General features: G+C 69.0%; 15 protein-coding genes. 7 read left to right on the top strand and 8 right to left on the bottom strand.

Annotated elements, in window-relative coordinates; all coding sequences use genetic code 11:
• Window positions 1-156: 156 nt before the first annotated feature.
• The 3 genes from JWP65_RS00730 to JWP65_RS00720 all read right to left on the bottom strand — a co-directional run bounded on the left by JWP65_RS00730 (window position 157) and on the right by JWP65_RS00720 (window position 1,843).
• Entirely contained in the window at window positions 157-321 is a 165-nt protein-coding gene (locus JWP65_RS00730; RefSeq protein WP_299759387.1) for a hypothetical protein, read from the bottom strand.
• 20 nt (window positions 322-341) lie between these two features.
• Window positions 342-470 carry a hypothetical protein gene (locus JWP65_RS00725; RefSeq protein ID WP_299759385.1) on the bottom strand — a complete coding sequence of 43 codons (129 nt, stop codon included), beginning with the start codon at window positions 468-470 and terminating at the stop codon, window positions 342-344.
• A 419-nt stretch (window positions 471-889) separates the two neighbouring features.
• Entirely contained in the window at window positions 890-1,843 is a 954-nt protein-coding gene (locus JWP65_RS00720; RefSeq protein WP_299759383.1) for an SPFH domain-containing protein, read from the bottom strand.
• Between the two features lie 160 nt (window positions 1,844-2,003).
• On the opposite strand from JWP65_RS00720, the gene JWP65_RS00715 reads away from it, so the two are divergent.
• A complete protein-coding gene (locus JWP65_RS00715) occupies window positions 2,004-2,261 on the top strand; it encodes a DUF2061 domain-containing protein (RefSeq protein ID WP_299759381.1) in 258 nt (85 codons plus the stop codon).
• Here JWP65_RS00715 and JWP65_RS00710 read toward each other — a convergent pair.
• On the bottom strand, window positions 2,251-9,369 hold the full coding sequence (locus JWP65_RS00710; RefSeq protein ID WP_299759379.1) for a M10 family metallopeptidase C-terminal domain-containing protein: 7,119 nt from the start codon (window positions 9,367-9,369) through the stop codon (window positions 2,251-2,253). The genes JWP65_RS00715 and JWP65_RS00710 overlap by 11 nt on opposite strands.
• A gap of 187 nt (window positions 9,370-9,556) precedes the next feature.
• On the opposite strand from JWP65_RS00710, the gene JWP65_RS00705 reads away from it, so the two are divergent.
• Complete coding sequence (locus JWP65_RS00705) at window positions 9,557-10,774, top strand: RtcB family protein (RefSeq protein WP_299759377.1); 1,218 nt, start codon at window positions 9,557-9,559, stop codon at window positions 10,772-10,774.
• A 28-nt stretch (window positions 10,775-10,802) separates the two neighbouring features.
• Here the strand turns inward: JWP65_RS00705 and JWP65_RS00700 are convergent, their stop codons facing one another.
• Complete coding sequence (locus JWP65_RS00700) at window positions 10,803-15,620, bottom strand: NAD-glutamate dehydrogenase (protein ID WP_299759375.1); 4,818 nt, start codon at window positions 15,618-15,620, stop codon at window positions 10,803-10,805.
• A 29-nt stretch (window positions 15,621-15,649) separates the two neighbouring features.
• The gene (locus JWP65_RS00695; RefSeq protein ID WP_299759373.1) at window positions 15,650-15,877 is read right to left on the bottom strand and encodes a hypothetical protein; all 228 of its coding nucleotides are present in this window, start codon (window positions 15,875-15,877) and stop codon (window positions 15,650-15,652) included.
• A gap of 292 nt (window positions 15,878-16,169) precedes the next feature.
• Here JWP65_RS00695 and JWP65_RS00690 point away from each other — a divergent pair, with 292 nt between their 5' ends.
• The 5 genes from JWP65_RS00690 to JWP65_RS00670 all read left to right on the top strand — a co-directional run bounded on the left by JWP65_RS00690 (window position 16,170) and on the right by JWP65_RS00670 (window position 20,174).
• Window positions 16,170-16,439 (top strand): hypothetical protein, encoded by a 270-nt coding sequence (locus JWP65_RS00690; RefSeq protein ID WP_299759371.1) that lies wholly within the window; start codon window positions 16,170-16,172, stop codon window positions 16,437-16,439.
• 147 nt (window positions 16,440-16,586) lie between these two features.
• Complete coding sequence (locus JWP65_RS00685) at window positions 16,587-18,896, top strand: NADP-dependent malic enzyme (protein ID WP_299759369.1); 2,310 nt, start codon at window positions 16,587-16,589, stop codon at window positions 18,894-18,896.
• Window positions 18,897-19,110: 214 nt separating this feature from the next.
• The gene (locus JWP65_RS00680) at window positions 19,111-19,515 is read left to right on the top strand and encodes a ribonuclease (RefSeq protein WP_299759367.1); all 405 of its coding nucleotides are present in this window, start codon (window positions 19,111-19,113) and stop codon (window positions 19,513-19,515) included.
• Between the two features lie 51 nt (window positions 19,516-19,566).
• Window positions 19,567-19,995 (top strand): barstar family protein, encoded by a 429-nt coding sequence (locus JWP65_RS00675; protein WP_299759365.1) that lies wholly within the window; start codon window positions 19,567-19,569, stop codon window positions 19,993-19,995.
• Window positions 19,974-20,174: a hypothetical protein gene (locus JWP65_RS00670; RefSeq protein ID WP_299759363.1), complete on the top strand. Its 201-nt coding sequence runs from the start codon at window positions 19,974-19,976 to the stop codon at window positions 20,172-20,174. The genes JWP65_RS00675 and JWP65_RS00670 overlap by 22 nt, the downstream gene beginning before the upstream one ends.
• Before the next feature lie 115 nt (window positions 20,175-20,289).
• Here the strand turns inward: JWP65_RS00670 and rsmA are convergent, their stop codons facing one another.
• A complete protein-coding gene (gene rsmA / locus JWP65_RS00665) occupies window positions 20,290-21,069 on the bottom strand; it encodes a 16S rRNA (adenine(1518)-N(6)/adenine(1519)-N(6))-dimethyltransferase RsmA (protein WP_299759361.1) in 780 nt (259 codons plus the stop codon).
• 130 nt (window positions 21,070-21,199) lie between these two features.
• A partial coding sequence (locus tag JWP65_RS00660; protein ID WP_299759359.1) for a peptidylprolyl isomerase occupies window positions 21,200-22,431 on the bottom strand: 1,232 nt, incomplete at its 5' end.

The following is a 22,431-nucleotide window of genomic DNA, read 5'->3' as shown; positions in this document are numbered from 1 at the left end:
GGCGCGACGTGGCCGCGTGCGGGAAGTCCGACGCGCCGCGCAACCGGTGCCCCAGCTCGGCGCCGGCGCCCGCGACGAAGCCGCCGGTGATGGGCAAGGGCCGTTCGCAGCCGGCCAGCATGGCCGTCGCGGCCAGCAAGGCGCCGCGTCGCGTGATCAGGGTTGCACCTTGCCCCATTCGCGCTCGCAGGTGGTCACGAGCGCCTGGTCGGCCAGGCGCTCCACCTGCGCCGGCACCCGCGCCATGTCGCGCGGGAAACCGAACAGCGGCGGCAGGATGGAGCCGAAGAAGGCTCCAGGTCGCAACCACTCAATCTCCATGATGACTCCTTGCAGGTACTTCAATTGTGCGACATGCCGCCGAAGCCGCCGCCGCCCGCCCGGGTGCCGGCGGTGGAGCCGGTGCCGCCGCGGCTGCGCCGGTCGTCATCCTCGCAGGCGCGCAGCAGTGCCAGCAGCAGCAGGATCACGACCGGACGATGACCGGCGTGAGGCAGTCGCAGCCGGCCCCCCGCCGCCCGTGGTGCGGCCGGCGCCGCTGCGCTCCAACAGGTCCTTCCTGTCCTGCAGGCCGAAGGCCACCGCGTCGCTGGCGATCTTGCCCCCGACCGACCAGGTGCGTTCGCCCGGCGTTTCCTCCATCGCCAGCAGCTGCTCGCCCTTGGCGTAGTCGCGGTTGAACGAAACGTGGCCGCGCTCGTCGGGCCGCGGGCCAGCTGCGGCGGCGTGCTGCCGTAGTCGATCGAGAGCACCTCGTTGTCGGCGTTGCGCAGTTCCACCATCGCGAACGGCGCAGACGGCGAAGCTGGGCTGCGCGCTGCGCAATTCACCGGCGCGCCGCAGCCGGGGCAGGGCGCGCGCGGCAAGAGCATTGGGTCGCCAAGGGCGGCTAAACCAGCTTCTTGAGCAGTTCCGCCTTCTTGGCGTCGAACTCTTCCTGCGTGAGGACGCCCTTGGCCTTGAGCTCGCCGAGCTTTTCCAGCGTCGCCATCACCTCTTCGGGCCGGACGGCGGCGGTGGCAGCGGCGGGTGCAGCCGCGCCGCCCTGCAGCCTCTGCTGCAGGTTCTGCCCCAGCACCTGGCCCATGGCGACGCCGGCGCCCAGCCCCACCGCGGCGCCGGCGCCGCCCATGCCCATGCCGATGCCGATGCGCTGGTCGAGGATCTTCTGCAGCTCCTCGGGCAGCGAGACGTCGTGCACCGTCATCATGTCCAGCGACAGGCCGATGGCCTCGAACGCCGGGTCCAGTTCCCTTTGCAGCGCGTTGGCGAACTCGATCTGGTTGGCCGCCAGGTCCAGGAACGGCAGGCCGCTCTGGGCGATGGCGTCCGAGATGTGCTGCAGGATCAGCCCGCGCAGCTGCCCGTCGAGCTCGCTGGCCATGTAGGCCTCGCGGGTGCCGGAGATCTTGGTGTGGAAGGCGCGCGGGTCGGCAATGCGGTAGCTGTGGTTGCCGAAGGCGCGCAGTCGCACCGCGCCGAAGTCCTTGTCGCGGATGGTGATCGGCTGCGGCGTGCCCCAGCGCTGGTCGACCTGCTGGCGGGTGCTGAAGAAATAGACGTCGCTCTTGAACGGGGACTCCAACAGCTTGTCCCAGTTCTTCAGGTAGGTCAGGACGGGAATGGTCTGCCTTGTCAGCTTGTAGATGCCGGGCCCGAACACGTCGGCGATCTTGCCTTCGTTGACGAACACCGCCATCTGCGACTCGCGCACCGTGAGCCAGGCGCCGTACTGGATTTCCGTGCCGGCCATCGGAAAGCGCCAGGCCAGCGTGCCTTGGCCCTCCTCGGTCCATTGAATGACGTCAATGAACTGCTTTTTGATGAAGTTCATCAGGCCCATGGTCCCGCTCCCTCCTGTGGTCCCGGGCATGATACGGCAGCGCTGGTCCGGCGCCGCGTGCCGTCTACCGTCAGCGCCTGCAGCTATCAATCGGCTAGCCAAAACCAATTGGCGAATGAGAGTGATTCTCGTTACCATGGCTACATCGAAGGAGAAAACCATGGCCAACTTTGCTCGCGCCAACCTCACAACCCTCAAGAAAACCGGCAGCTACTACGTGATGCACATCACGGTGGCCTGGCTGGTCGGCTACGCCGTCACCGGCAGCCTGTGGATGGCCTTGACGCTGAGCCTGGTGGAGCCGACCGTGCAGGCGTTCGCCTTCTTCTTCCACGAAAAGGCGTGGGAGCGGCTGGGCCAGCGGCGGGCCGCAAAGCGCGCCGCCGCGGCCCGACGCCAGCCCCTTCTCAGCCGATGAAGTCGCTGCCGCTCAAGGTCGTCACGCCCCTGACCTGCACCGCGAATTCCGCCGTGGCGTCGGCGTCGGTGCTGGCGTAGACCATCAACGTGCCGGTGGCCGCGTCGTAACCGATGCGGATCTGGCCCGCGGCGTTGGTCCGGCTGAAGGCGCCCTCGCCCAGGAAGGTGAAGTCGTCGATGCTGGCGGTCGCCGCGTTGGCGTCCAGCTGCGAGACGTCGATCCTGTCCTTGCCCCGCTGGAAATCGGTGATCACGTCGAAGTTGGCGCGGCTGCTGTCGGCCGCCGTCAGGAACGAGAAAAAGTCGTTGCCGGCGCCGCCGGTCAGCATGTCCTTGCCCAGCCCGCCGACCAGGCGATCGTTGCCGTCGCCGCCGTGCAGCGCGTCGTTGCCGGCCTGCCCCAGCAGCTGGTCGCCGCCTTTGCCGCCTTCCAGCACGTCGCCGCCCGTGCCACCCAGCATGACGTTGGCCAGCGCATTGCCCACGCCCTTGTACGCCCGCGCGCCCTGGAACATCAGGTTCTCCTGGTAGTCGCCCAGGGTGCGGCTGCCGGTAGCGACCACCAGGTCGACATCCGCCGAGCGCGTCTCGATGATGACGTCGTCGCTGTCCACGTAGTACGTGTCCTTGCCCAGGCCGCCGAGCAGCGTGTCCTTGCCGCCACCGCCGACCAGCGCGTTGCCGCCCGAGTTGCCGCGAATCGTGTTCGCCAGCGTGTTGCCGGCCGCGGTGAAGGCGCCGGTGCCGGTGAGCGTCAGGTTGTCCAGGAAGGCACCGAGCCCGAAGCTGGTGCTGGCGATCACCGTGTCGATGCCGCCCCCGGCCGCCTCGCCGATCGCGTCCTTGACGTTGTCCACGCGGTAGGTGTCGTTGCCTTTGCCGCCGACCAGGGTGTCGGCGCCGATGCCGCCGTCCAGGACGTTGTTGCCGTCGTTGCCGAACAGGCGGTTGGCCAGCGCGTTGCCGGTGGCGGCCAGGGCCCCCGTGCCGAGCAACACCAGGTCCTCGACGTAGTCCCCGAGCAGGTAGCTGATGCTGGCGGCCACCAGGTCCTTGCCGCCAGTGGACGAGCGGTATTCGATGACCACGTCGGTCCTGCTATCGACGTAGTAGGTGTCGTCGCCCAGGCTGCCTGACATGGTGTCGTTGCCGGTGCCGCCGTCCAGCGTGTCTTTGCCCGCCCCGCCAGCCAGGTTGTCGTTGCCCGCGCCACCGGCCATGTAGTCGGCGCCGTCGCCGCCGGAGAGCAAGTCGTTGCCGGCCCCGGCCGCCATCTTGTCGTCGCCAGCTTCGCCGTGCAGCTTGTCGATGCCGAGGTTGCCCGAGAGCTGGTCGTTGCCGGCGCCGCCGTAGAGCAGGTTGGTGGTGGCCGCCGTGTCGAGGGTGTTGCCGGTCGCGAGGCCGTCGCCGTCGGCGAACATCAAGTCGTTGCCGTCGCCGCCGTACAGCGTGTCGGCGCCGCTGCCGCCGAACAGCGCATCGTCGGCCGCCTCGCCGTACACCACGTCGTCGCCGGTGCCCCCGCCCAGGTGATCCTTGCCCGCGCCGCCCAACAGTCTGTCTTTGTCGGCGCCGCCGAAGATGGTGTCGTCGCCGGCCATGCCGTAGACCACGTCCGCGCCGGCGCGTCCGTCCAGGAAGTCGCCGAAAGCGGCGCCCTGGATCCGGTTGGCCAGTTCGTTGCCGGCGCCCTGCACCGCGGCGGTGGTGATGAACTCCAGGTTTTCGAGGTTGCTGCCCAGGCCGTAGCTGCTCGCATCCATGCGGACCGAGTCCACGCCGGAGCCGGTGCCGGCGCCTTCGAAGATCTGGTCGTTTCCGTCGGCGGTGTAGCCGTCGTTGCCGTTGCCGCCGAACAGCATGTCGCTGCCGCCACCGCCCACCAGCCGGTTGTTGCCGGCGTTGCCGAAGATTTGGTTGTTGAGGCTGTTGCCGGTGCCGTCGATGTTGGCGACGCCGGTGAGCGTCAGGCTTTCGATGAAGCCGCCGAGAACGAAGCTGACGCTGGCGTTGATGCGGTCGCTGCCGCCGTTGGTGAGGGGCGATTCCGTGACGACGTCGCCCGCATGGTCGACGGTGTAGGTGTCGTTGCCGGTGCCGCCTTCCATGGTGTCGGCGCCCGCGCCGCCGTCGATGACGTTCGCCCCGGTGTTGCCAACCATCCTGTTGTTCTGGGTGTTGCCGGTGCCGTTGATGGCGGCGCTGCCGGTCAGCGTCAGGTGTTCCAGCTCGCGGCCGAGGGTGAAGGTCGTCGCGGAGGACAACACCGTGTCAGTGCCTTCGCCGGCCTGCTCGTTGACCATGTCGCCGGTGGCGTCGACGATGTAGGTGTCGTCACCCACGCTGCCCACCAGCAGGTCCACGCCCGCGCCGCCGTCCAGGGTGTCGTTGCCGACGAGGCCCTTCAGGACGTTGGCGGCGCCGTTGCCGGTGATCGCGTTGGCCAGCTCGTTGCCGGTTCCCGCCAGCGTGTCGTTGCCGGTCAGCGCCAGGTTCTCGAGGTGCTCGCCCAGCACATGGCTGAAGGCGGCGACCACGGTGTCGTTGGAAATGACGTTGTTCGCGGGATCGGCCTGGACGACATCGGCAACCTCGCCGATGATGCGGTCGCCCGCGACGTCCAGGACATAGGTGTCGTGGCCCAAGCCGCCGTCCAGCGTGTCCACGCCGGCGCCGCCGTCGAGGGTGTCGTCGCCCCCATGCCCGATCAGCAGGTTGGCCAGCGCATTGCCCTTGATCTCGTTGGCCGCCGTGTTGCCGCTGCCGTCGACCGCCGCGGCGAAGCCGGCCGCCAGCCTCAGGTTCTCGAAGTTGGCGGCCAGCGTGTGGCTGAAGCTGGCGATCACCGTGTCCGTGCCGCCGGAGACTTCTTCCACCATCGAATCGCCATCGTCCTCGAGGTGGTAGGTGTCGTTGCCTTCGAGGCCGACCATCGTGTCGTTGCCGCCCAGGCCGCGCAGCAGATTGGCGCCGCTGTTGCCGCGCAGCACGTTGTCCACCGCGTTGCCGGTGCCGTCCGCGGCGGCCGAGCCGATCAGCGTGAGGTTCTCCAGGTGGGTGCCCAGGGTGCGCGTGACGAGCGACTGCACCGTGTCGACGCCGCCGCCGGCTGTTTCGGTGACGACGTCGCCAGCCACGTCGACGACGTAGGTGTCGTCGCCGGCGGCGCCGACCAGGGTGTCGATGCCGGCGCCGCCGTCGAGGGTGTCGTGGCCGCCGCCGCCCGACAGGGCATTGGCGCCGCCGTTGCCGGTGATCGCGTTGGCGTGGTCGTTGCCGGTGCCCGAGAACGCCCCCGCGCCGGTGAGCACCAGGTTCTCCCATGCGTCCTGCAGGATGAAGTCGAGGCCGGCCATCACGGTGTCGGTGCCGCCGTCGGCCAGCTCCACCAGGATGTCGCTTGCGGTGTCGACGACATAGGTGTCGTTGCCCGCGCCGCCGGTCATGGTGTCGGCGCCGAGGCCGCCGTCGAGGGTGTCGTTGCCGTCGTTTCCGACCAGCGTGTTGGCGCCGGCATTGCCCGTGATCGCGTTGGCCAGTTCGTTGCCGGTGCCGGCCAGCCCAGCGCCGGTGAGCTTCAGGTGTTCCTGGTGGTCTTCCAGGACATCGTCGATCGAAGACTCGATGGTGTCGATGCCGCCGCCGGCCAGCTCCGTGATGCTGTCGCCATCGGCGTCGACGATGTAGGTGTCGTCGCCCGCCCCGCCGTCCATGGCATCGGCACCCGCGCCTCCGTCCAGAGTGTCGTTGCCGCCGTCGCCCGTCAGCGCGTTGTCGTGCGCGTTGCCGGCGATCTTGTTGGCCAGCTCGTTGCCGATGCCGGCCAGCGCGCCGCCGACCAGCGTCAGGTTCTCGGTGTGGGCCAGCAAGGTGTAGCCGGCGAGGCTGGACAGCACCAGGTCCACCCCGCCGGTCGCCGCTGCGGACTCGGTCACCAGGTCACCGACATCGTCGACGTGGTAGGTGTCGTTGCCGTCGCCACCCTCCATCGTGTCGCTGCCGGCCCCGCCCCGGATCACGCTGGCAGCGCTGTTGCCGATGATCAGGTTGGCGTGTTCGTTGCCGGTCGCATCCAGCGCCGTGGTGCCGCTGAGCGTCAGGTTTTCCAGCTGGCTGCCGGCGCCCAGGTCGTAGCTCACGGTGGTCACGACAGTGTCGATGCCGCCGGCAGCCAGCTCGACGATCGTGTCGGCGCCGTCGACGAAGTACGTGTCGTTGCCCTCACCTCCGGCCAGGGTGTTGGCCAGGGCATTGCCCCTGAGCACGTTGGCCAGTGCGTTGCCGGTGCCCGCCAGCGCACCGCCCTGCAGCGTCAGGTTCTCCAGGTGCTCGCCCAAGGTATAGCTCGCCAGGCCGGACACCACGGTGTCGGCGCCGCCGTCCGCCGCTTCAACGACGACATCCAGGGCGCCGACGAAATACGTGTCGTCGCCCGCCCGGCCGGTCAGGATGTTCCTGGCCCCATTGCCCCTGAGCACGTTCGCCAGCGCGTTGCCGGTGCCGTTGCTCTCGTCGCTGCCTGTGAGCGTCAGATTCTCCAGGTTGGCGCCCAGGGCCAGGCTGACGCTCGATTCGACCGTGTCGATGCCGGCGTCGGCATCTTCGGTCACGCTGTCTCCGGCGCCGGTGATGTAGGTGTCGTCGCCCGCGCCGCCTTTGAGGGTGTCCGCGCCCGCACCGCCATCGAGCGTGTCGTTGCCGGCTTCGCCCTTGAGCAGGTTGGCCAGCGCATTGCCGACGAGCTTGTTCGCCAGGGTGTTGCCGGTGCCGATCGCCGCGCTGGCCGTGAGCGTCAGGCTCTCCATGTGGCTGCCCAGGATGTAGTTGATGGAGGACACCACCCTGTCCACGCCGCCCGAGGCCGAGTCGGTTTCGACGACCTGGTCGCCGCCCACTTCGACGTAGTAGGTGTCGTTGCCGTCCCCGCCCGTCATGGTGTCGCTGCCGGCCCCACCCTGCAGGATGTTGGAGCCGCTGTTGCCCGTCAGGACGTTGGCCAGCGAGTTGCCGGTGGCGTTCACCGCCGCCGTGCCGGTGAGCGTCAGGTTCTCCAGGGTCGCGCCCAGCCGGTAGCTGATGTTGGCCGAAACCGTGTCGGTGCCGCCATTGGCAGCCTCGACGATCACGTCGCCCGTCGCGTCGACGACATAAATGTCGTTGCCCGCTCCGCCCTCCATCGTGTCCGCGCCCGCGCCACCGTCCAGCGTGTCGTTGCCGTCCAGGCCTTTGAGCGTGTTGGCGAGTTCGCTGCCCTGGAGCGAGTTGTTGGCCGCGTTGCCGGTGCCGGCCAGCATCGTGCCGGCCAGAGTCAGGTTTTCCAGGTTGGCCGCCAGCGTGTAGCCGGTCACGCCGGTCAGGCCGGCCACGACCGTGTCCGTGCCGGCCGACGTCGCATTGGTCTCGACGATCGAATCCCCGGCCACGTCCACGTGGTAGGTGTCGTTGCCGTCGCCCCCCGTCATGGTGTCGCTGCCGATCCCACCATCGAGCAGGTTGGCGCCGCTGTTGCCGGTGAGCTGGTTGGCCAGCGCGTTGCCGGTGCCGTTGATGGACCCGGTGCCGACCAGCACCAGGTGTTCGATGTGCGCGCCCAGCACGAAGGTGGCGCTGGAAGTGACGGTGTCCGCTCCCTCGCCCTGGGCTTCGACCACGACGTCGGTCGTGGCGTCGACGATGTAGCTGTCATCGCCCAGGTCGCCCACCAGCCTGTCGCGGCCCGCGTCGCCCTGCAGCGTGTCGTTGCCGGCGCCGCCTTCCATCGTGTCGTTGCCCTGCGCGCCCACCAGCAGGTTGGCAACGCCGTTGCCCACGATGAGGTTGGCCAGGCTGTTGCCGGTTCCGTTGATCGCGGCGGCGCCGGCGAGGGTGAGGTTCTCGAGGTTGGCGCCGAGCACGAAGGTGCGGCCGGAGATGACGGTGTCCGTGCCGCCGGTGGCCGACGACTCCTCGACCGTGTCGCCATCCTCGACGGCGTGATAGCTGTCGTTGCCGTCACCACCGCGCATGATGTCGTTGCCGCCGCCACCCCGGATCACGTTGGCGGCGCTGTTGCCGGTGATCAGGTTGTCGAGCTCGTTGCCGCTCGCGTCGATGTTCGCGGCGCCCGTCAGGACCAGGTTTTCCACGTTGGCGGACAGGGTGTGGCTGACGCTGGCGCGGACGGTGTCGCCGCCGCTGGCCGACGCTTCCTCGACGAAGTCCGATTCGTCGTCGACCACGTAGCTGTCGTCACCGGCCCCGCCCACCATGGTGTCGCGGCCGAGGCCGCCGTCCAGGCTGTCGTTGCCGGCGCCGCCGTCGAGGCTGTCGTCCCCCGCATCGCCTTCCAGCGTGTCGTCGCCGTCGGCGCCCGACAGGTGGTTGGTCTCGTCGTTGCCCCCGATCATGTTGGCCAGTTCGTTGCCGGTTCCGCCAGTGGCGGTTCCGACCAGTGTGAGGCTCTCCTGGTGGGCGCCCAGCACGTAGTCGACGCCGGCGATCACCTTGTCGACGCCGCCAGTAGCCGACACTTCACGCACCAGGTCTCCCGCGTCGTCCACGTGGTAGGTGTCGTTGCCGTCGCCGCCGGTCATGACGTCGGCGCCGGCGGCGCCGGACAGGACGTTGGCGGCGCTGTTGCCGACGATGTCGTTGTCCAGGTCGTTGCCGGTCCCGTCCAGCGCCCCAGTACCGGTCAGCACGAGGTTCTCCACGTGGGCGGTCAGGGTGTGGCCGACGCTGGCGCGGACGGTGTCGCCGCCGCTGGCCTCCGCTTCCTCGACGAGGTCGGTTGTCGCGTCGACGATGTAGATGTCGTCGCCGGCGCCGCCGACCATGGAGTCGGTCCCGGCGCCGCCAAGCAGCAGGTCGGCGCCCACGCCGCCCACGCCGCTTGCGCGAACCAACATGGAGCCGTCCGAGAACACCAGCTGGTCGCCGCCCAGGTCGGCCAGGTCAATGCCGGCCAGGGTCACACTCTTGCCGGTGTGGGTCAGCGCCACGCCGGTGGCGGTCTGGGCCAGCAACAGGTGCGCCGCGGGCAGGTCTGCGGGGAAAACCAGGGTGTCGAAGTCCGGATCGAAGCCGTCGATGGTGCTGCCGGCGGTGGAGAAGTCGTGAATGGCCATGGTTGTTCTTGTTCCGTCCCCGCAACTGCTGCAAGATGTAACGGATAGCCCGCCATTCCACCACGGTCGAGCACTCCGGTCCAGCAGGCCCGTGCGTATTCCCGCTTTTGGGCGAGGGAGTGGCGCCCACGGCTCAGCCAGGGGCCGCGCCGGAACCATTCGGCACGGCGCCAGTCCCACCCCGCCGATGCCCCAAACCTACCTTCAGCAAGACGTGCCCGGCGGCGTGCCGGTCAAGATGTGGACGCGCGGCGTCCCGGTCGAAGACGCGGCCAGGCAGCAGCTGGCCAATGCGGCCCGGTTGCCCATCGTCTTCAAGCACATCGCGGCCATGCCCGACGTCCATTTCGGCATCGGCGCCGCCGTCGGCTCGGTGATCCCCACCTTCAAGGCCATCATCCCGGCGGCCGTCGGCGTCGACATCGGCTGCGGGATGATCGCCTGCAAGACCACGCTGCGGGCCGGCGACCTGCCGGACAACCTCGCTTTCCTGCGCGCCGCCATCGAGCGCGCGGTGCCGCACGGGCGGGTGGCGGGCAAGCGGGATCCCGGCGCCTGGCAGAAGACGCCGGCCGCGGTCGACAGCGCCTGGAAGCAGCTGGAACCCGAGTTCCGGCAGATCTGCCGCGACCACCCGAAGCTGGCCAGGACCAACAGCCACAACCACCTGGGCACGCTGGGCGGCGGCAATCACTTCGTCGAGGTCTGCCTGGACGAAGAGGGCGGCGTCTGGTTCATGCTGCACTCGGGCTCGCGCGGCGTCGGCAACGCGATCGGCACCATGTTCATCGCGCTGGCCAAGCAGGATGCGATGCGCCACGACGTGCACCTGCCGGACGGCGACCTGGCTTACTTCGAAGAGGGCTCGCGCCACTTCGGCGACTACGTGCGCGCCGTCGGCTGGGCCCAGAAGTTCGCCAAGGCCAACCGCGAGGTGATGATGCAGCGCGTGATCGAGGCTGCCAAGGCGGTGATCCCCAAGAACTTCCAGGTGCACACCGAGGCCGTCAACTGCCACCACAACTACGTGCAAAAGGAAACCCACTTCGGCCAGGACGTCTACGTCACCCGCAAGGGCGCCGTGAGCGCCAGGGCCGGCGAGCTGGGCATCGTCCCGGGCAGCATGGGTGCGCGCAGCTTCATCGTGCGCGGCAAGGGCAACCCCGACAGCTTCAACTCCTGCTCGCACGGCGCCGGCCGCACCATGAGCCGCGGCGACGCCAGGCGCCACTTCACCCTGGCCGACCACCGCGCCGCCACCGAGGGCGTCGAGTGCCGAAAGGACAAGGCCGTGATCGACGAGACGCCAGCGGCCTACAAGGACATCGCGGCCGTGATGGCGGCGCAGCAGGACCTGGTGGAGGTGGTGCACACCTTGAAGCAGGTGGTGTGCGTGAAGGGGTGATCCGCTGTCATCCCGCAATGACACGGGACTAGACCAGGTTGCGCAATTCCCGCAATGCCACCGACAGCATTGCCAGGTCGCCCATCGGCGTTTCCTTCAGCTCCGCCAGCAGCCGCTGCGCCCGCTCCAGCGCCTGCTTGTTGCCCTGTTCCCAGTGGTCCAGGATGGCCGGTGGGTCGCCTTGCTGGCGCGTGATGGCTTCCAGCGCAATGGAGCGCTGCAGGTCCGCCACGTCGTCCCCCAGCGCCAGCTTGGCCAGGCCATGCCAGTAGCTCTCGGCCGGCAGCAGCTCGATCTGCTGGCGCATGCCCTCCAGCCCCAGCCGCTGGCCGACGCCGGCGTGCACCTGCGCCGTCTGCTCCAGCGCCAGCCTGGACGACTCGGCGATCTCGGCGATGTCCAGCGCGTTGAACAGCGCCTCGGCGCCGTCCACTTGCAGCGCCAGCGCCTGCGGCACGCCAGCCTGGATCCAGTTGGCGGCGCGCGGGCTTTCCGTGGCCTGGGCCAGCTGCCGCGCGCGCAACGCCTGCACGGCGGGCGCGAAGCGGGCGACCTGCTGCTCGGTCGGCTCGGCCAGACGCCGCGAGCGCAGGAACCAGGTGGTGGCGCGCGTCACCAGCGCGCGCAGCGCCAGCACCATCTCGGCCTGCACCGCGTCGGGCACGACGTCGTCCAGCGCCTCGATCTGCTGCCACTGCGCCACCAGCCCGAACACCTCGCGGCTGCCCAGGTAGGCACGCACGATCTGCGCCGGCAGGGTGCCGGTGATCTCGCCCAGCCGGTGCACGAAGGTCGGGCCGACCCGGTTCACCATGCTGTTCAATACGTGTGTGACGATGATCTCGCGCTTGAGCGGATGGCGCGGGATGACACCGCCGAACTTGTCCTTGAGCAGCGGCGGAAAGTAGCGCTCCAGCGCCAGCGCCACCCACGCGTCCTGCGGCAGGTCGGAGCCGATCAGTTCGTCGTTCAGCCACATCTTGCTGTACGCCAGCAGCACCGCCTGCTCGGGGCTGGTCAGGCCCAGGCCGCGCGTCCGGCGCTCGGCGATCTCCTCCTCGCTGGGCAAAAACTCGATGGCGCGGTCCAGCGCGCCCTGCTTTTCCAGGTGGCGCATGAAGCGCGCCTGCTCGTCCAGCTGGCGCGGGGCCAGCCGCCCGCCGATCGACAGCGCCTGCGTCTGGAAGTAGTTGTCGCGCAGCACCAGGGCCGCCACGTCGTCTGTCATCAGCGGCAGCATCGCGTTGCGTTGCTTGAGCGTCATCTCGCCGTCCGCCACCGCCAGGTTCAGCAGGATCTTGATGTTGACCTCGTGGTCGGAGGTGTCGACGCCGGCGGAGTTGTCGATGGCGTCGGTGTAGATGCGCACGCCGGCCAGCGCCGCTTCGATGCGCCCGCGCTGGGTGAAGCCCAGGTTGCCGCCTTCGCCCACCACCTTGCAGCGCAGCTGGGCGCCGGCTATGCGCACGGCATCGTTGGCGCGGTCGCCGACCTGGGCGTGGCTTTCGCCGGCGGCTTTCACGTAAGTGCCGATTCCGCCGTTGTACAGCAGGTCCACCGGCGCCTTCAGGATGGCGCTGACCAGCTCCGCCGGCGTCATCGCGGCGGCGTCGACGCCGAGCACGGCGCGCACCTGCGGCGACAGCGGAATCGATTTCTCCGCCCGTGACCAAACCCCGCCGCCTTCGGAGATCAGGGCCGTGTCGTAGTCGGCCCAGGACGAGCGCGGCAGCCGGAACAGCCGCTCGCGCTCGGGGTGCGAGGCAGCCGCATCGGGCGTCGGGTCGAGGAACACGTGGCGGTGGTCGAAGGCCGCCACCAGCCGGATGTGCGGCGACAGCAGCATGCCGTTGCCGAACACGTCGCCCGACATGTCGCCGATGCCGGCCACCGTGAAATCGGTGGCCTGGGTGTTGATGCCCATCTCGCGGAAATGCCGCCGCACGCTGATCCAGGCGCCGCGCGCCGTGATGCCCATGCCCTTGTGATCGTAGCCCTGGCTGCCGCCCGAGGCGAAGGCGTCGCCCAGCCAGTGGCCGTACTCGGCGCTGACCGCGTTGGCGTGGTCCGAGAAGCTGGCCGTGCCCTTGTCGGCGGCCACCACCAGGTAGCTGTCGTCGCCGTCGTGGCGCACCACCTGCGGCGGCGGCACCGGCTGGCCGGCCACCAGGTTGTCGGTCAGGTCCAGCAGGCCGCGCAGGTAGTCCTGGTAACAGGCGATGCCTTCCTTCATGAAGGCTTCGCGGTCGCTGGCCGGCGGCGCCTTTTTCAGCACGAAGCCGCCCTTGGAGCCGACCGGCACGATCACCGTGTTCTTGACCATCTGCGCCTTGACCAGCCCCAGCACCTCGGTGCGGAAGTCGTCCGGCCGGTCCGACCAGCGCAGCCCGCCGCGGGCCACCTTGCCGCCGCGCAGGTGGATGCCTTCGAAGCGCGGCGAGTAGACGAAGATCTCGTACAGCGGCACCGGTTTCGGCAGCCCCGGCACCTTCGCCGAATCGAGCTTGAAGCTCAGGAAGCCGCGGCGCGGGCCGTCGGCCCCGCTGTGGCCGACCCCGGTGCGCCAGAAGTTGGTCCGCAGCGTGGCCAGCACCAGCGCCTGCAGCTGGCGCAGCACCAGGTCTTCGGTCAGGTTGCCGACCTTGTCCAGGGCCAGCGCCAGCGCATTCACCTGCGCCGCCTCGCCCTGCCCGCCGCACAGCGCGGGATCAAAGCGCAGCCGGAACAGCCGCACCAGCATGTGCGCGATGCGCGGGTGCGCCGCCAGCGTGGCGGAGATGGTCGCCTGCGACTGCGCGAAGCCGATCTGCTTGAGGTACTTGGCATAGCCGCGCAGCACCACGATCTCGTCGGCGGCCAGGCCGGCCAGCAGCACCAGCCGGTTGAAGTCGTCGCTTTCCACCTCGCCGCGGAACACGCGCGCGAAGGCCTCCTCGAACAGGCCCGCCATGGCCTCCGGCTCGACTTGCGGCGCGGCCTGGGCGTCCAGCTCGAAGTCGTGCAGGTACACCGCGTCGGCCTCGGCTTCACTTGCACCGGCGATGCGGTGGTTGTACTCGGCCAGCACGCGCACGCCCATGTGCTCCAGCATCGGCAGGCTGTCCGACAGCACCACCGGCGCCCCGAGCCGGTAGACCTTCAGCCCCAGGCGACCGTCGGCCGCGCCCAGCGGCCAGTACAAGGCCAGTGCCAGCGGCGCCGCCGGCGCCAGCCCGTGCATCTTGCGGATGTCGTGGACGGCGGCGCGGGCCGGCACCCGTTCGCGGTACGAGGCCGGGAAGGCGTGGCCCCAGCGGCGCTCCAGCGCCAGCCCGCCGGCCTCGCCCTCGCTGTCGACCAGCGCGTCGCGCAACTCGTCCTCCCAGCGGCGCGCGGCCGCGACGAGGCGGCGCTCCAGCTCCTTGCGGTCGACGTCGGCGGGATGGTCGGGCGCCAGCCGCACCATGAAGTGGATCCGGGCCAGCTTGGTCCCGGACAGCAGCGCGTCGAAGTCGACGTGGATGCCGCCCAGCGCCTGCAGCAGGATGCGCTGGAACTTCATCCGCAGCTCGGTCGAATAGCTTTCGCGCGGCACGAACACCAGGCACGAGACGAAGCGGCTGAACGGGTCGCGCCACATGAACAGGCGCAGGCGCGCCCGCTCGCCCAGCGCCAGCACGCCCAGCGCGGTCTGGTACAGGTCCTCCTCGGGAATCTGGAACAGGTCGTCGCGCGGATAGGTTTCCAGCGTGTGCTGCAGCGCCTTGGCCAGGTGCCCGCCGGGGGCCAGCCCGGCCCGCTGCGCCACCGCCTCCACCTTGCGTCGCAGCAGCGGCGTCTCGGCGACGCGCGCGGCATAGGCGGTGGAGGTGAACAGGCCGATGAAGCGGTCCTCGCCCACCACTTCGCCCCGAGCGTCGTGGCGCTTGACGCCGATGTAGTCGGTATAACCGTCGCGATGCACCGTGGAGCGCATGTTGGCCTTGGTGATCACCAGCAACGGCAATGGGGCCCGCGCCAGCGTCCGCGCCGCCGCCGGCAGCGCCGCGAAGCTGGCCGAGGCCGGCTCGGCGCCGCTTTCGCGCAGCACACCCAGGCCGCTGCCGGCCACCAGCCGCAGGCTGGCCTCGCCGGCTTCGGTCACCAGGTCGTGGCGGCGGTAGCCGAGCAACGTGAAGTGGTCATCGGCCAGCCATTGCAGAAAGGAACGGCTCTCGGCCACCTCCTGCGGCGGCAGGGTGGCCGGCGCCTGCGCCAGGGCAGCGACCGCTTCCTGCAGCCGCGCCAGCATGGGCTTCCAGTCGGTCACCGCCGCCCGCACGTCGGCCAGCACGCGCTCGATGCCGGCGGCCAGCGCGGCCCGCTGGCCGGCATCCACCATCCGGTCGACCTCGATGGTCATCCACGATTCGCGCGGCGCCTCGGGCGCCTCGCTGCGCGGGCCGATCGCCTGCAGCCGGCCCTGGGCATCGCGTTGCACCGCGAACACCGGATGCACCAGCAGGTGCAGCGCCAGGCCCTGGCGGCCGATCTCCATCGAGATCGAATCGACCAGGAATGGCATGTCGTCGTTGACCACCTGCACCACGCTGTGGCGCGAGACCCAGCCGTCCTCGCCGGTCGAGGGGCTGAACACGCGCACCCTGGCGCTGCCGGGCGCGCGTTGGGCACCCAGTTGCCAATGCGAAAGCAAGGCGCCCAGCAGGTCTTGCGGGCTGCGTTCGATCAGGTCGTCGAGGTCGACGCGGCGCAGGTACTCGCTGGCGAAGGCCGCCAGTTCAGGCGGTTGCGGCTGGCCGCGGCGGGCGGCCAGCGCGAGGATGGCCTGGATGCGCTCGGCGCGCTGGGCTTCGGGGGTGGCTGCCATGTTGTTCGTTCTCCTGCGGCGTGCGCACTTTAGAACGCCCCGGCCGGCAGCGCCAATGCCTTTTGCTGGCGGCCACATGCGCAATGCGCATCGGCAGCCGGCGCGGTCAGCGCGGGCGCGCGCCCGGTTCGACAAGCCGGGACGGTGCGGACAGGGGCCATCAGCGCGTCCGGCTCGGACGGCTTGGTGATGTAGCCGTCGGCGCCGCCGCACAGGCCCTTGAGCACCGCCTCGCGGGTGGATTCGCCGGCCAGCATGATGATCCACAGTGCGAAAGGCGGGTGCCGGCGCGGGCTGCCCAGCACCTGGAAGCCGCCACGTGGGCAGCAGCGGGCGGCAAGGCGGCCCGCTGCTGGCCGAGGCTGAGCGCAGGACCGACCGGGTCAGCAATTCGAGTTCCGCCGCCGACAGGGCGGTGGCGCTGCTTCGCAATGCGTCCTCCCCTTCGAGGTGAGTCCGTCCATTTCTTCGTTGTACATGCTCTGCTGCTGCAGCCGTAGCAACGCCCCACTTGCGTCGGCACGGGGCCGTAAAACTGTCCGGGCCTGCGTGGCCATCGATGCAGCCGGCGTGTCCGGGCCCCCTTTCCTCGAAGACTTCCTCGCCCAGCAGCGCGCCGACCACCGCGCCTTGCTGCCCGAGCGGCTGGGCCGCCTGCAGGACGCCTGGTCGGGCGTGCTGGCCGCCGACCCTGCACCGGACGGCCTGCATGACCCGGTACGCGGCGCCCACGGGCTCGCCGGCGCGGCAGCCAGCCCGGATCTGGCCGCCAAGGTGGATCGGCTTGCCGCCTTGCGGCGCCGGGCGATCGCCGCCTGATGCGCCCTTGATCCGCATCGAAAACGCAGACTTCACCTTTGCCCTTGGCACGCAGAGATACGTACTAGGGTTTTCCCGGCGCGGCCTACAATCGCGCCCACCAAGAACAAGCGGGCGCGTTGCTGGCGTCCAGGAGACCCACTGCCCATGCCCATTCCCACCCCGGCATCCGACGACAAGCGCGCCGAACTGCGCCGCGCCGCCCTGGAGTACCACGAGCTCCCCACCCCGGGCAAGATCGCCATCGCCGCCACCAAGCAGCTGGTCAACCAGCACGACCTGGCGCTGGCCTACTCGCCCGGCGTTGCCGCCCCCTGCGAAGAAATCGTCAAAGACCCGGCGGCTGCCTTTCGCTACACCAGCCGTGGCAACCTGGTGGCGGTGGTCACCAACGGCACCGCGGTGCTGGGGCTGGGCGACATCGGCCCGCTGGCCGCCAAGCCGGTGATGGAAGGCAAGGGCGTCCTGTTCAAGAAGTTCGCCGGCATCGACGTCTTCGACCTGGAGATCAACGAAAAGCACGACCTGGACAAGCTGGTCGACATCATCGCCTCGCTGGAACCCACCTTCGGCGGCATCAACCTGGAAGACATCAAGGCGCCCGACTGCTTCTACGTCGAGCGCAAGCTGCGCGAGCGCATGAAGATCCCGGTCTTCCACGACGACCAGCACGGCACCGCCATCACGGTCGGCGCGGCCATCCTGAACGGCCTGAAGGTGGTCGGCAAGGACATGACGAAGATCAAGCTGGTCACCTCCGGCGCCGGCGCCGCCGCGCTGGCCTGCCTGGGCCTGCTGCTCAAGCTGGGCATCCCGCGCGAGAACATCTTCGTGACCGACCTGGCCGGCGTGGTCTACAAAGGCCGCACCGAACTGATGGACGAGGACAAGATCCAGTTCGCCCAGGAGACGTCCGCGCGCACGTTGACCGAGGTGATCCAGGACGCAGACGTGTTCCTGGGCCTGTCGGCCGGCGGCGTGCTCAAGCCGGACATGGTCAGGAAGATGGCGGCGAACCCGCTGATCCTGGCGCTGGCCAACCCGAACCCCGAGATCGACCCCGAGGATGCCAAGGCGGCGCGCCCGGACTGCATCATGGCCACCGGCCGCACCGACTACCCCAACCAGGTCAACAACGTCCTGTGCTTCCCGTACATCTTCCGCGGCGCGCTGGACTCCGGCGCCACCACCATCACGGCGGAGATGGAGATCGCGGCGGTGTACGCGATCGCCGAACTGGCGCAGGCGGAACAGAGCGAAGTGGTGGCCGCCGCCTATGCCGGCCAGCAGCTGTCGTTCGGCCCCGAGTACCTGATCCCCAAGCCGTTCGATCCACGGCTGATGATGAAGATCGCGCCGGCCGTGGCCCAGGCTGCCGCCGACAGCGGGGTGGCCTCGCGCCCCATCAAGGACATGGATGCCTACCGCGAGAAGCTGCAAAGCTTCGTCTACGCGTCCGGCACCACCATGAAGCCGATCTTCACCGCCGCCAAGGCGGCCACACGCAAGAAGGTGGCTTTCTGCGAGGGCGAGGAAGAGCGCGTGCTGCGCGCCGCGCAGATCGTGGTGGACGAGGGCGTGGCGCGGCCGACGCTGATCGGCCGGCCGGCGATCATCGCCCAGCGGGTGGAAAAGTTCGGGCTGCGCCTGACCGAGGGCCGCGACTACGACATCGTCAACGTCGAACAGGACGACCGCTACCGCGACTTCTGGCAGACCTACCACCGGATGACCGAGCGCAAGGGCGTGACGGCGCAGATGGCCAAGATCGAGATGCGCCGGCGCCTGACGCTGATCGGCGCGATGCTGCTGCACAAGGAGCAGGTCGACGGCATGATCTGCGGCACCTGGGGCACCACCGCGCTGCACCTGCACTACATCGACCAGGTGATCGGCAAGAAGCCGGGCGCCAACACCTACGCCTGCATGAACGGCCTGCTGCTGCCGAACCGGCAGGTGTTCCTGGTCGACACGCACGTCAACTACGACCCGACGGCCGAACAGCTGGCCGAGATCACGCTGATGGCGGCCGAGGAAATGCTGCGCTTTGGCCTCAAGCCCAAGGCCGCGCTGCTGAGCCATTCCAACTTCGGCAGCAGCAATCAGCCCAGCGCCATCAAGATGCGCCAGACCCTGGATTTGCTGCGGATCCAGGCGCCCTGGCTGGAAGTGGACGGCGAGATGCACGGCGACGTCGCCCTGGACGGCCATGCCCGCGCCATGATCATGCCGCACAGCGCCCTGTCGGGCGACGCCAACCTGCTGGTGCTGCCCAACATCGACGCTGCCAACATTTCCTACAACCTGCTGAAAACCGCGGCCGGCGGCAACATCGCCATCGGCCCGGTGCTGCTGGGCGCCGCCAAGCCGCTGCACATCCTGACGCCGAGCACCACGGTGCGCCGCCTGGTCAACATGGCCGCGCTGACGGTCGCCGACGCAAACGCAGTCCGTTAAGGAAATCCCCGACAGCTGGCGCTAACTTTAAGTGTAGGGGTGCAGGGCCGGGATGGCCCTGCTCGCTGCCCAAAAATTGGGCAGCGGCTTGCCTTTTGGGGCGACATGCTGCACACTACGCCCTTGCTTTTTCCGGGTTTACCCGGGTATCCAAAAGTCGCCGGCCGTGGGTCGGCGTGGCATCCACTTAGAAGATCTCCCAGAAGGTCCGTCCATGGCCCGTGTTGCGGCATTCAAGTTTGCGCTGACCAGCTGCCTGCTTGCGGTTGCGATCACGGGCACGCCGCTGGCGCAGGCCAGGGGCTGGCTGGACGGCTCGGGTGCTGGCGCTGCGGTTTCGGTGCGTGTCGCCGAACTGCCGCGCCAGGGCCAGGAAACCTACGGGCTGATCCGCCAGGGCGGACCATTTCCGTACGACAAGGATGGCTCGGTGTTCGGCAACCGGGAGCGGCTGCTCCCGATCGAGAGGCGCGGCTACTGGCGCGAATACACCGTGACAACGCCAGGATCACGCGACCGGGGCGCCCGGCGCATCGTGTGTGGCGGCCCAGCCCGGGCGCCGCACGCCTGTTTTTACACTGCTGACCACTACGCCAGCTTTCGAAAGATCGTGGAGTAACCATCCCATATGAAGCGGGACTTGTTTTTGACTACCGAGAAAGACGCGAAGATGGAAACATCCCTTCGCCCAGCCGTGTCCGAGACGCCCTTGAAGGGCGTGCGCAACAATATCGTGCAGTCCATCCGGGCCTTCCGGATCTCGGACCTGCAGGAAAGCGCGACCGCCCTGGGCCACCATTTCCTGTACGCCAACCTGGCGACAGCGCAAAGCAAGCAGGACGTGCTGGACATGATTGCCCAGCAGTTCACCCTCCCGTCCAATTTCGGGAAGAACTTCGACGCGCTGTACGACTGCATGACGGACCCGTTGCACAAATCGGGCCCGCAGCCCGGTTTCCTGGTTGTGCTGGAGCACATCCCGGCCAACGGCAAGTTCGACAAGGAAGCGCGCGAGCAGCTGCTCGACATCTTCCGGGACACCGCGGACTACTGGGCGGACCGCAAGGTACCGTTCAGATGCTTCTATTCTTTTCCGTAGCCCGTTCCGCACAACAAGGCCAAGTGGAACGGGCGAATGAGGCCCAAGGCGAACCCGCGCAACAGCCGGTGATCGTCGAAGGAGAAAAGATGCCGACGGACAAGCTCCTCGACGTGTCGCCCCTGGCGCTGCGCATGAGCTCTCCGTTCAATGCAGGTTACTGGCTGGCTGCCGCCTAAACCGCTGCGCCGCCAACGAAAAATCCCCGCTGTTGCGGGGATTTTTCATTCTGTCGTCGCAAGCTCGCCCCACGATCCAGGCCGGCGCCCGAACGAACGCCGCCCGGATCCCGGCTCAAGCCGGCGGTGACAGGCCCTGCACCGTCTGGCACAGCGCCAGGTATTCCGCCACCGGCACTTCCTCGGCCCGCCGCTGCAGGTCCATCTCCCCGGTGAAGCCTTTTTCCTGGAGCCACTTGCCCAGCGTGTTGCGCAGCATCTTGCGGCGCTGGCTGAAGGCGACCTGCACCAGCTCGGACAACAAGGCTTCGTCAACCTGCACCGGCGCGGCGTGGGGCAGCATCCGCACCACGGCGCTGTCCACCCGCGGCGGCGGGTTGAACGACGTCGGCGGCACGAACAGCACGTCTTGCATGGCGTAGCGCCACTGCAGCATCACCGACAGCCGCGAGTAGTCGGAGGTCGCCGGCTTGGCCACCATGCGGTCGACCACTTCCTTTTGCAGCATGAAGTGCTGGTCCTCCACCACCGCCACGTGGGCCAGCAGGTGGAACAGGATCGGGCTGGAGATGTTGTAGGGCAGGTTGCCGACCACGCGCAGTTTCGGCACGCCGCGCTCGGCGGCCAGCGCTGTGAAGTCGACCTTCAGCACGTCGGCCTCGACCACGTCCAGCTGCGCATGGGTGCGCAGGCGCGCCGCCAAGTCCCGATCCAGTTCGATCACCGTCAGCCGGCCGAGCCGCTCCACCAGGGGCTGCGTCAGCGCCGCCAGCCCGGGGCCGATCTCCACCATGGCCTGACCGGCGTGCGGATCGATCTCGCGCACGATGGTGTGGATGATCCCGGCGTCGGACAGGAAATGCTGCCCGAACCGCTTGCGCGCCTGGTGCTTCATGGTTTCGCTTGCTCGATCAGTGCGCAAAGGACCGGCAAAGCCGCATCCTCCTGGCAGAAGGGACGACCCAGCATGTTGTTGCGGGCCATCCACGGGCCGCTGCGCGGAGAAACCACCCGGAAACCGGGCTTCACTGCGGCGGCTCGCGCAACTCCACGTAGGCGCGCCCGCGCACCTCCTCGGCCCACTTCACATAGGCTTCGTCCAGCTTCTTTTCGCGCAGCATGTTGCGCGCCAGCTCGCGTTGTTCCCGTTCGGTCAGCTGGTTCTGGCGGCGCTCGACCAGCTGGATCAGGTGGACGCCGAAGCGGCTGGTCACCGGATCGGCGATCTGGCCCGGCGTCAGGTTGCCCAGCACCTCCTCGAACTCCGGCACGAACATGCCGGGGCTGGACCAGCCGAGGTCGCCGCCATTGCGGGCGCTGGCGTCCTGCGAGTGCTCGCGCGCCAACGCCGCGAAATCGGCCTGCCTGGCCTCCACCTGCCGCTTGTAGCCGGCCAGCCGGGCGCGGGCCTGGGCCTCGGTTTCGTTCGGGCCGGGCCGCACCAGGATGTGGCGCGCATGGTTTTGCGTCACGCTGATGGCGGCGCCGGGCTGGCGCTTTTCGATCAGCTTGACGATGTGGAAGCCGGCGCCCGAGCGCACCAGGTCGCTGACACCGCCGACCGGCAGGCCGCGGCTGGCTTCGACGAACAGCGGCGGGTAGCGGTCGGCCGTGCGCAGGCCGACCTGGCCGCCGTTGGCCGCCGCGCCCGGGGCGTCGGAGTTTTCGCGCGCCAGCTTGGTGAAGTCGTCGCCGGCGCGGGCCCGGGCCAGCAGCTGCTGCGCCTTGGCTTGCAGCGGCGCCACCTGGGCCGGCGTCGCGTTCTCCGGCACCGCCACCAGGATGTGGGCCAGGTTGACCTCAACCAGGGCGGGATCGGCGTTGCCTTCGCGCTGCTCGCGCAGGAAGGCGTCAATGTCCTGCTCACTGACCTTCGCCCGCGACTCCAGCTCGCGGTCGCGCAGCCGCTGCAGCATGATCTGGTTGCGCAGATCGTCACGGAACTGTGACAGCGCCAGGCCGTCGGCGGCCAGCCGGCGCCGCAGCTCGGCGACATCGACCTGGTTTTGCCGCGCCACGGTCAGCTCGGCCTGGTCGACCGTGGCCTCGTCCACTCGCAGGTTGGCTTCGCGCGCCACCTGCAGCTGGGCCCGCTCGCTGATCAGCCGCTCGACCACTTCGCGCACCAGCTGGCCGCGCGGCGGCATCGGCGAGCCTTGCTGGGCCAGCTGCTGCTCGTAGCGCAGCAGGCGCGAGCGCACCTCGTTGTTGGTGATCGGCTCGGCCTTGACCACCGCCACGATGAAATCGTCCGGGC

Source organism: Ramlibacter sp., assembly GCF_028292805.1.
GTDB lineage: Bacteria > Pseudomonadota > Gammaproteobacteria > Burkholderiales > Burkholderiaceae_C > Ramlibacter.
This window is presented reverse-complemented; position numbering and strand designations above follow the sequence as displayed.